The 10250-nt window shown below is 32.8% G+C and carries 10 protein-coding genes and 1 other RNA gene; 5 read left to right on the top strand and 6 right to left on the bottom strand.

Going from position 1 to position 10250, the window contains the following annotated elements; all coding sequences use genetic code 11:
- Positions 1 to 98: 98 nt before the first annotated feature.
- Positions 99 to 1172 (bottom strand): FtsZ/tubulin family protein, encoded by a 1074-nt coding sequence (locus CLLU_RS17030; protein ID WP_106010964.1) that lies wholly within the window; start codon positions 1170 to 1172, stop codon positions 99 to 101.
- A gap of 140 nt (positions 1173 to 1312) precedes the next feature.
- Between CLLU_RS17030 and CLLU_RS17025 the strand changes: the two genes are divergently transcribed.
- Positions 1313 to 2149, top strand: coding sequence for a helix-turn-helix domain-containing protein (locus tag CLLU_RS17025; protein ID WP_106010963.1), 837 nt, complete (start codon positions 1313 to 1315; stop codon positions 2147 to 2149).
- A gap of 6 nt (positions 2150 to 2155) precedes the next feature.
- On the opposite strand, the gene ssrA is transcribed toward CLLU_RS17025, so the two are convergent.
- Positions 2156 to 2516, bottom strand: a transfer-messenger RNA (tmRNA) gene (gene ssrA, locus CLLU_RS17020).
- Between the two features lie 238 nt (positions 2517 to 2754).
- Between ssrA and CLLU_RS17015 the strand changes: the two genes are divergently transcribed.
- Positions 2755 to 3624: an amidohydrolase family protein gene (locus tag CLLU_RS17015; protein ID WP_106010962.1), complete on the top strand. Its 870-nt coding sequence runs from the start codon at positions 2755 to 2757 to the stop codon at positions 3622 to 3624.
- Positions 3625 to 3684: 60 nt separating this feature from the next.
- Here the strand turns inward: CLLU_RS17015 and CLLU_RS17010 are convergent, their stop codons facing one another.
- The 3 genes from CLLU_RS17010 to CLLU_RS18900 form a co-directional block, all read right to left on the bottom strand.
- Entirely contained in the window at positions 3685 to 5079 is a 1395-nt protein-coding gene (locus tag CLLU_RS17010) for a hypothetical protein (protein WP_106010961.1), read from the bottom strand.
- Positions 5080 to 5239: 160 nt separating this feature from the next.
- Complete coding sequence (locus CLLU_RS19385) at positions 5240 to 5362, bottom strand: hypothetical protein (protein WP_273335846.1); 123 nt, start codon at positions 5360 to 5362, stop codon at positions 5240 to 5242.
- Between the two features lie 17 nt (positions 5363 to 5379).
- Positions 5380 to 5532, bottom strand: a complete 153-nt coding sequence (locus CLLU_RS18900; protein WP_170065772.1) for a hypothetical protein — start codon at positions 5530 to 5532, stop codon at positions 5380 to 5382.
- A 157-nt stretch (positions 5533 to 5689) separates the two neighbouring features.
- On the opposite strand from CLLU_RS18900, the gene CLLU_RS17005 reads away from it, so the two are divergent.
- Together CLLU_RS17005 and CLLU_RS17000 are read left to right on the top strand one after the other, a co-directional pair.
- Complete coding sequence (locus tag CLLU_RS17005; RefSeq protein WP_106010960.1) at positions 5690 to 6607, top strand: fused DSP-PTPase phosphatase/NAD kinase-like protein; 918 nt, start codon at positions 5690 to 5692, stop codon at positions 6605 to 6607.
- 367 nt (positions 6608 to 6974) lie between these two features.
- Positions 6975 to 7994 carry an acyltransferase family protein gene (locus tag CLLU_RS17000; RefSeq protein ID WP_242977723.1) on the top strand — a complete coding sequence of 340 codons (1020 nt, stop codon included), beginning with the start codon at positions 6975 to 6977 and terminating at the stop codon, positions 7992 to 7994.
- A gap of 14 nt (positions 7995 to 8008) precedes the next feature.
- Here the strand turns inward: CLLU_RS17000 and CLLU_RS16995 are convergent, their stop codons facing one another.
- Positions 8009 to 8701: a GDSL-type esterase/lipase family protein gene (locus tag CLLU_RS16995; RefSeq protein ID WP_158255942.1), complete on the bottom strand. Its 693-nt coding sequence runs from the start codon at positions 8699 to 8701 to the stop codon at positions 8009 to 8011.
- Positions 8702 to 9269: 568 nt separating this feature from the next.
- Here CLLU_RS16995 and CLLU_RS16990 point away from each other — a divergent pair.
- Positions 9270 to 9590 (top strand): hypothetical protein, encoded by a 321-nt coding sequence (locus tag CLLU_RS16990; RefSeq protein WP_106010958.1) that lies wholly within the window; start codon positions 9270 to 9272, stop codon positions 9588 to 9590.
- The last annotated feature ends 660 nt before the right edge of the window (positions 9591 to 10250 follow it).

The following is a 10250-nucleotide window of genomic DNA, read 5'->3' as shown; positions in this document are numbered from 1 at the left end:
GTTATAACACGCTATTATTAGTTATTCCCTAAAAAATAAAAATTACTACAGGCTCATATTCCTATAGTAATTTCCAATTAAATTTTATCCCGTCTATTCTATTTTACACAAATCTGTGGACGCCCTCTATAATTATCTTCCAGCAAATTATTGAGTTCATTGTTATTGAGCACGTCTAGTTCTTCTTTTTCCTTATTATCTGTATCTAAATCAATAATAACACTTCTTTTTTTATTTCTTGATAATTTTCTCTTGTTTTTATCCTCTAAGGCCATCTTTATTAAATTTATTGATTCCGTGGGAGTTTCACATCCTCCAAGAACTACTATATTATTTTTATTGTTATATGTTATATAGGTACTTCTATAAACTTCAAATAATTTGGTGACTTCATATGGATCGTATCCATCAATTTTCAAATTAATCCCCAAATAATCACAGTCATATATATCTGGCTGAACAAATACACTATTTTTTATTGCCAGATCAACGGCAGTTTTAACATCCTTTAATCCATCATACAGTTTTAAAACAAGTCCCGACCCATCTGCCGTGTTTATTCTGAATGAATCCTTATTATCAATGGTACCATAGGCATGGATACCTATTATGTTATATGCTAAATCTAAACTTTCAATTACCTCATTGTTAATTTCTTTATACGTATTTCTTTTATTATTATCTACAAATTTAACGTCATTTATTAAATCCATTATGTTATTTATATCGTTCCAACACTCTATTGTATTTTTAAATGCCAGTTCATCTTCCTTTAAGCTAGGTAAAATAGCTACTACATTTACTTTAGAATTTGGTAATACTTTTTTTACTATTTGTACGAAGGTTTTTACTGCTCCGGAACCTGTTCCTCCAGCCATGGTTGTAAATACTACAACTGCTTCTATCAAAGGGTATTTGCTCAATAATGTCCCTATAGCATTAGCATTATCTTTTATCATTTCTTTAGATTTAGTTCTGTCTCTTCCCGAACCATCTGTTCCTGGATACAAATATACATTTTTTGTAATATCTGCATTTTTTAATGGCTTAATATCAAATAAACTGCTATTTATAAATAACCCGTTGTATCTTGAATTTCTGCTCAATAATCCATCTACAATATTTCCGGCACCTTGGCCTAATGAAACTAATAACATTTTACCTTTTTCCATAATTACTCACCCTCATTGTGTTTTATATATTATTATCGAAAAAAGTCAGAATAACCTTATATTTTTTTAAACTAATAATATTTTTTACTTAAGCTTACCTTCTATTTGTTCGAAAAAAGAAAAAAGGGGGGTTGATTATTATGGATAGCAAAAGTAAATATATAGATACACAAAAAGTTGATCATAAAATCCAAAATAAAAAAAGAGGTGAAATACTGTACTATTCTATTGATCAGGTTGCTGATTTGTTAAATGAAAATATTAATAACATAAAATATTATACAAGTATATTTGACGATCTTTTAAAAATTCAAATAGTAGATAAAGAACTGCGTTATACTGACAATGATATCGATAACTTAGAATTTTTAATAAAATTAAAAAATAAAGATATGTCTCTTAAAGAAATTCAGGATTATTATAGTAAATTACCTTTAGGTGACAATGAAGTTCAGCATCCAGGAAGTAATTTATTATCTGTTGAAGAACTTATTGATTCAATTAAAGAAGAACAACGAATTCAATTTGACAAGTTTAAAATTCAGCTGAATGACGATATACAAAAGACCAATCTATTATATATTGAAAATATTACCTCATCAATTATTGAGGCCCAAAATAAAAGCCTTGATAAATTTAAACAGGATTTATTTGATAAAATTATAGAATACCTAAATTCTAAATTTGATGGGATCAATGAAATCAATCTGGATTTATATAAACAATTTAGGGATAATGTTACAGAATTTATATCTAAAAAAATTGACAGTAAAAATGACGAATTAAAACTTGAATTAAAAAACGACTTTGATGTATTTTTTCAATCATCTTTAACTAATAATGAACATCTAATAAGGGAGATTAAAAGTTTTAAAAAAGTTATAGAGGATGCTTATTATACTGAAAGGCAAGTAGAAATGGATGATGCCAATACAGGATTTTTAAATAAATTATTTCAAGTATTCAAATCCAGATGATATGTATGGTGGAGGCGAGGGGAGTCGAACCCCTGTCCGAAAATGGAAGCATTTGAGCATCTCCGAGTGCAGTCCTTAGTTTAACATTCCCTCTTTCAGACGCCTAAGGACAGGCTTCTGAATTCAGTAGCTTCATAAATTCCGTTTCCAGTTCAAAGCTTTACTGGACTCGGTACCCCGCTATCGGCGCCAGATCCTGAATCGCGGGAATTCCAGGCTGACGGTTAGCAGACTAGGCTGCTAAAGCTAAATCTTCGTTATTGTTTGCGTTTAAATTTAATCCCATAGTTTTTTAACGCGGGTCCACAGGTTCCCTCGACTCGCTTCTCAAACACATCTCATCCCCGTCGAAACCAATTGCGCCCCCGAATTATAAGATGTTTTTGATCAATCTGCATGGCATATTAACCAATGCAGTATTAAATTATATCATTTGGAGTCAGATAAGTCAAATGGTATTTTTATTCTGTATTTTTTGCCTGTGTTGTTAACTTGTGGCAGCCGTATGATAATGCTATCATTGAATGTATTATATCATTAAGTAAATTTTCAGTATTGTCTGATATTTAATATTTTCACTTTAAACAATAAGGTAGGTGTTTTCATTGATAATTGATTCTCATATTCATATATCTCTCAACAGTTTATTTACAAAAAAAGAATGGAAAAATTTCACTGAAGATTTTAAAGTCAGCTGTCTTGGCAAAATATTGAGAAAATATAAAAGTAAAGGTGTACTTGCTTTGAGAGACGGAGGTGATGGAATAGGTGCTTCCTGTCTGGCACGGAGAGTAGCCGAGCAAGAGGGGATAATATACAAAACCCCTGTATTTGCAGTCAGCAAAAAAGATCATTATGGTAAGTTTTTAGGGAAACCTGTTGACGGATTGGAGGATTTTAAAAATGAATTTAGTGTTTTGAAAGAAAACAAATTGGATCATTTAAAGATAATGTTGACGGGAATAGTTAATTTTAATAAGTTCGGAGATGTGGGGGATGTGGCTTTTACCTATGAAGAGCTGGAGTACATGGTAAAAAGTGCAGAAGATTATGGAGTACCTGTAATGGTTCATGCCAATGGATGTAAAGGGGTATCAATTGCAATAAGGGCTGGTGTCCATACTATAGAACATGGATTTCTGACTTCAGATAAAGAGCTGTATGGTATGGCCGAAAAGGGCATAATATGGGTGCCGACCCTTTCGCCCCTTGGAAATATACTGGATACAGAGGATGAGAATTTCAAAGATCAGCTGACTATAATAAAAAAAGTATATGATATCCACGCTGAAAATATAAAAAAAGCATATGAAATGGGTGTTAAGATTGCACTTGGAAGTGATGCAGGGGCATACGCCGTAGGTCACGGAACCGGTATTTTTGATGAAATAAGACACTTTGAAAACATTGGATTTGACGAGAATACAGTTATGGAAATGTGTTCTAAAAATGGTCGTGAAGCTTTGAAAATATGATATTCACTGTAAAAAGCTGTTTTCCCAAAGATAAAACAGCTTTTTACTTTATATGGTGTGCTATATTAGAAAGGCTGCAAATACGGTGGTCACAAGCAGGCCTATTATAACCGGTATTAGGTTTCTTTTGGCCAGTTCAAAGGGGTTCACTTTACATATGGCTGCAACAGGTATTACGGCCCAGGGGATTATGGTTCCGCCTCCAACCCATATTCCTGCTATTTGTCCCATGGCTGTCAATGTGGATACACCGCCGCCCAGGGCTGTGGAAAATAATTTTGCAATGGATCCTACCAGCGGTATTCCTGAAAACCCAGAGCCGTCCAGTCCTGTTATGGCACCTACTGCAGTTAAAGTTCCGGATGCCAGGAGTGGATTGGCAGGAGCGATATTCGAGAAAGCCACTCCCAGATCGTTGACTATGCCGTGGGAAGAGGCAGGAAGTACCTTTCCGAATATTTCAGTGAAAGCTGAGTCCCCAAGATAAAAGAAAGCTGCTATGGGAATAACTATACCAAATATTTTGAATCCGAATATAAGGCCGTCCACAATATGGGTGGTGATTTTCTCCAGGCACCTTTTGCCATAAGCTATGATGGAGATCAGGCTCAAAATAAATATGGCAGTTCCGCCTATTAGAGCTGTAGCATCTCCACCCTGAAGCTTGTATATATACATGATTACTATATCTGATAAAAATATGACTATTGTCAATATGGTCAGCAGTTTTCTCAGAAAAATTGGTATAACGATGGTGGTTTTCTCTTCCTCGGCTGCAAGTTCTTCTTTCTGAAAATTTCTATCTATATTTCCATTTTTCATGTCTCTTCTCAGCATGTAAAAAGCTGTGATTGTAGTAACTGCTCCCATTATTATGGTTAAAGGTATGCTGGCGGATACAACGCTGGAAACTTTTATACCTGCGGCATCTGCCGTGAGTTTTGGAGCTGCCTGTATTATGAAATCACTGGACAGGGCTATGCCGTGACCGAACAAGTTCATGGCTACTGCAGCGCCTATAGGCGGCAGGCCTACTTTTTTAGCTATGGGTAAAAATAATGCTCCAATAAGGGCTACAGCGGGAGAAGGCCAGAAAAACCAGGATAAGGTCATCATGATGATACCTATGATCCAGTAACAGGCCCAGTAGGATTTTATTATTTTTTTAAAGGGAGATACCAATTCTTTATTTATTCCAACAACTACCAGTACGTTGCTCATTGCAGTTATTATGGATATTATAAAAATTGTGGGCATAAGTTCTTTAGTGGCATAGACAAAACTGTTGAAAATTCCCATAATGGATTTGAATATGGAATTTGTTGCAAATATGCCCAATATGAAAATCCCAATTATACATATAAGTGATATGTCACGTTTCAATGCCATGGCTATAATTATTGCCAAAATAGAGATGATATAGATGTAATGTAGGTTTGTCAGTAAAATGTTCATACATGACCTCCGTATAAAATGACTATACTATCAATTTATGCAGAGAAATTTTTTGAGGTGATTAAAAATAAAAGCCATCAAAAATAATGATGGCTTTTGAAGTACGATCCGTATCCAAAGTGACAAATTCGACCTGGAATAAAGGATAATTTGACAGAGGTTATTTTGCAGAATGCTTTTTTCTGTTTTTATTGTGATTTTTGGCTTCTTCTGTAATAGATGTATTTCCCCTGCATTTTTTAATTCTGGCGCCTTTGCTGTCCGGCTGACTGTCTTTTGGCATTTTTATCGCCCCGCTTTCTATATCAATCCTGCATCTTTGTGTCCGGTCTTTGCTTTACCCTGGATTTCAGATACAGGTTTCTCACTGTTTTTTTTGAACTTGTTTTTTTTATTGCTTTCAGTTCCGTGGGGCTGTTTTGGATCCGGTCTTCTCATACCTGCTTTAGCCACTCAAATACCTCCTCTAAATTCTAAAAATAAAATATATATTTTATTTTTTACACAACTCCATGTAATATACATGTTTTGAAATTAATTTCAGTAATATTATTTGAATAAAATTGAAAAGATATATATGGATGAAATCATGAAAGAGAGGCGAAATATTATGAGGAAAAAATTTACCAGGCTGGTAAGTACGTTTATTTTTACAGTATTTTTTATGTCATTTGCAGATATTGCAGGAATGCCTCAGGTGTATTCTGAAGGAATTTTTAATTCCACAAATAATGAATCATATCTTAAAATAGATTCGAAGAAAAAGGCCAAAATGCCGAAGAGATTCAGGAAGACCACGGATACTATAGACAGAAAAGATGTAAATCTAAAAGGATTATCCACCTTAAATGCTTCGGGAAGTGCACAGTTTACCGGAAATAACATAAAAATAATGAAAGAACAGATAGGTAATGTTCCAATAGCTGTAGTTGATCTGAGACAGGAATCCCACGGCTTCATAAATGATTTGGCAGTGAGCTGGGTGGGTGAGGACGATAATAAAGCCAACAAGGGGCTGAGCAGAGAAAAAGTCTTGAAAGATGAAAGCAAAAAACTCGAAAATATTGAGTTGAATGAAGAAATTGATATTGATGGAAAAGAGATAATTCCAACTAAAGTTCAAAGCGAGAAAGAATTGGTAGAGCAAAATGGCATGAATTATATCAGAATACCGGTTACAGACAATGAAAGACCTACAGATGAAATGGTGGATTATTTTATAAAAATAGTTAAGAATATGCCCGGGGACACCTGGTATCATTTCCACTGCAAAGCCGGTATTGGGAGAACTACCACTTTTATGACCATGTATGACATGATGAAAAACTCCAAGGATGTCAGCCTTGAGGACATAATGGAAAGACAGGTGCTTCTGGGGGGCAAGAATCTTTTAAAGTCCGGCTATAAACCTGGAAGTTTTTCCGGAGAAAGATCTGAATTTATAAAGAAATTTTACAAGTATACGAAAGAGAACAAGGACAATTTCAATACAACCTGGTCACAGTGGCTCAAAACCAGTGGAAGCTGAATATGAGTATCGAAGTTCAAATATAAAATATTAAATTTGGTTGATTTTCGGCCTATGATTTAAATAATGTAATTTACGAAGTTGTAATTGATAGATCACAAATTCGATTTCTGCTGGGAGCACCAGTTTAAAATAATGGTTGTAGAAATTACAGCCATTATTTTTGCTAGGGCTTTTTTTATAATTGTATATTATTTCACAAGGCTTGGTCTAAAATATTGAAATATAATGAATATAACTAACACACCCATGAGGTTGTAACGAAAAATTTTTACAATATTTAAACTTAATTAATTAATATAACACCTTATTGTAACATTAGAACTATATAGTAAATAAATAAAGTTTGTAGGAATGGAGTTTATTTATGGATATGGAGCTTAATACAAATTCAGCAAAATGCAGAAGCTGTTATTTTGACAATTTAAAATTACTTCTAATCACCTTGGTAGTGGTGGGGCATACTATTGAGCCGTTGATTGGCTCATATCCCAATATAAAATTAATATATAATTTTATATATTCCTTTCATATGCCTCTGTTTGTCTTTATTTCAGGCTATTTTTCAAAGAATATGGGCAGTGATAAAAAATTTTTTTCAAAAATTACCGGTATTCTTATGTATTATATCATTTTTCAATTGCTGTATTGTCTGTTCAATATCTATGTGCTTAAAGAGGGAAATTTTAAAATTACTTTTGTCAATCCGTACTGGATTACCTGGTATCTCCTTTCACTTGTGATATGGAGCCTTATACTGCCTTATTTTTCTAAAATAAAGTATTCAATTATAATAACGCTTGTTATTTCCATATTAAGCGGATACGATAATAGTATTGGATACTATTTGAGTTTATCCAGGACCATAACCTTTTTCCCATATTTTTTAATGGGTTACTTCTGCAGAGAATGCCATATAGATACTGTAAGAAAATATATAGGGAAAAAATATGCTGTTTTAGGATTGTTAATTGTTTTCCTGCTGATATATCTGTTGAATGATAAAATCGATTATAGGTGGTTCTACGGCAGTTACCCCTATGCACAGCTGGACAGCTTATGCCCTAAATATATAATGCGCATATTTACATATGTTATAGCTGCAACTATATCTGCTATTGTTTTGATTTTAATTCCAGATAAAAACCTGCTTTTTACAAAGTTAGGTTCCAGAACCATAGCCGTATATGGATTTCACGGCTTCATTATTAAAACACTGGTTAAATACAACTTTTTTGATTATATAAATTCTCTTATAAGTGAAGTGTCCATTATCCTACTTTCACTGCTCATTGTAATGCTGCTTTCTTCCAAATTTATGAATAAAATCACTAAAATAATAATTCACCCCAAGTTTTTTGAACAGATAAACTTGAGCAAAATTTAAAAGAAAATTGATCATTAGTTGACATACTTGTTTATTTCATGCTTCCATATTGAATATCCCAGGCCGTTCAAGTGAGTTCCATCATAAGTATATTCACCTGGCAGCTTATCATATTTTACAAACCTATCAAATAAATCTATATATATAATTTTACTGCTGCTTAATTTTTGCAGTTCATTGTTTAAAAACTTCACATCTCTGTTGGATTTAATGTTGTTGTTTGGCAGGATACTTTCAGTATATACAATTGTATCTGGAGAATCAGTCCTTATTTTGTTTAAGATCTTTTCATAATTGCTCAATATGTATGCTGTATCCTGCTTGTGTAAAAGATCGTTGATTCCTATCATCAAAAATATTTTCTTTGGATGACCCCTAGTGATTGTGTTTAATCTATTTAAAATACCACTTGTAGTGTCTCCGTCAATACCTCTGTTTTTTATATGGGAATTATTGAATAATTCCTGCCACTGAGATCTGTTTGTAAGGCTGTCCCCCAAAAATACAATATCTCCGCTGTTTATGTTCAAAGTCTCAAATTGACTCTGTTTTGCCAGATAGTAAGCATTTTTTATGAAATTTTTATTTATATTGTCCTTCTGCAAAATCTGAACTCTGTGATTTTTATAAATTGTAAATATACCAGAAAATATGAAAAATATGTTCAATAATATAGATATAAAACATATAATATTTCTTTTTTTCACTGTTATGCCTCCGAATTAGTACTAATATTCATTATATCACTTTAAAAAATTTACTTTTTATCCGAATGCTACCATTGCTAATACTCCCAGCGCACTCTGTGAAAGCGACTGTCACCAAATCAAAGATTTGGGACATCTGCTTTTCTTAAAGTGGGAGATAAGCACTGCTACGCGCCTGGATAAGGTGATTCTTAGGTTCGCAATAATTTTGCTTATGAGAAAAATCTTTTTCAAGAACCTTAGAAGAGCCAATGCAGGGGAGTAACAGTTCCTAACCTGCCATGTTGTAAACTGGAAGGTTTTAGAACTGGCAGCCATCGGATAAGTTCTGCTAAGGTTCAGGTGGAGTAAAGTATTCCTTATAAGCAAACTCCACCTGAACCTAAGAATCACTTGATAGTATATCTGATATATGAGTGAATGTCTAATATATTTTAGAAGGTCGGTAAAAGTATTTATGTCTGTAAAAGATAAAACTTTAATATGGATAACTAAATGATCTGCTACATAATATATTTATATTATGAATTGCATATGATATAATTATAGCTGTAAAGGAGTGGAATTTATGGATAAGAAGGATCTTGATCAAATTGCCAGCTTATTAGATGAAAAATTAAATGAGAAATTAGACGAAAAGTTAGATCCCATTAAATCCCAGGTAAATGAGAATACGCAAATATTAAAGGCATTGCTACATAGCTCTGAAGTATCCAAAGCAAAGATGGATAAAATGAGTAATGATATATCACATATACAGGGAGACATAGAACATATTAAGAAAAATATAGATGGTATTAATGATAATATAGATGTCTTGAAATCAATTTCAGGGCACCACGAAGTAGATATAGGTGTATTGAAAAAGAAAGCAATGTATGGTAAATAAAGGCGTAGTAGCCTTTATTTTTTGTAAATGTGATGCCTCTATCCTTTCTTTATTGGAGTTTCAACGGGTTGTTCTTTTCGTCGTCTGTCAACTTTTGACGTTCCATAACAATCCCCTTCCCAAACAGGGTCTGCGAAGCGGTAAAATAAATAGAGTAGAATAAAACCTGATTTTTTGATAAAATAAAAGTGTAGGAGTGTTAATATTAGGAATTCAGTTTAAAGTTTATAGTGAAGAGTCAATAGTAAAGGTAGTAGAATTAAAAAATAAATATAAAAACTAAAAAATCGAAATTATCTTTTATGGATTAGCTTGAAGTTAATATGGATAAAAAATTTACAAAAATATGATTTTAAATTATGAAATTGTGTTTTAATACAAATAAAGAATAGTAGCAGAATAAAAACAGGATGCTGATAACATTCTGTAGTGTACAATCTAGTTGCTTAGGCAACTGGTATCACTAAAATTTTTAATAAAAATAGTAGTATCCAATTGCGAGTGGGAACTACTATTTTTTATTGCTTTAATAAGTAACTCAACTTTCGCAGGAGAAAAGCGATAGCTTTTCCTTGATATAACAAGGCAAAGCCTTAATAAAACTATCGATTATGAGGTCAATAATCTCTTTTGAAAGTAAAACTTTTTCTTTTAATATAT

The sequence above is a fragment of the Clostridium luticellarii genome, assembly GCF_002995845.1.
GTDB classification, from domain to species: domain Bacteria; phylum Bacillota; class Clostridia; order Clostridiales; family Clostridiaceae; genus Clostridium_B; species Clostridium_B luticellarii.
This window is presented reverse-complemented; position numbering and strand designations above follow the sequence as displayed.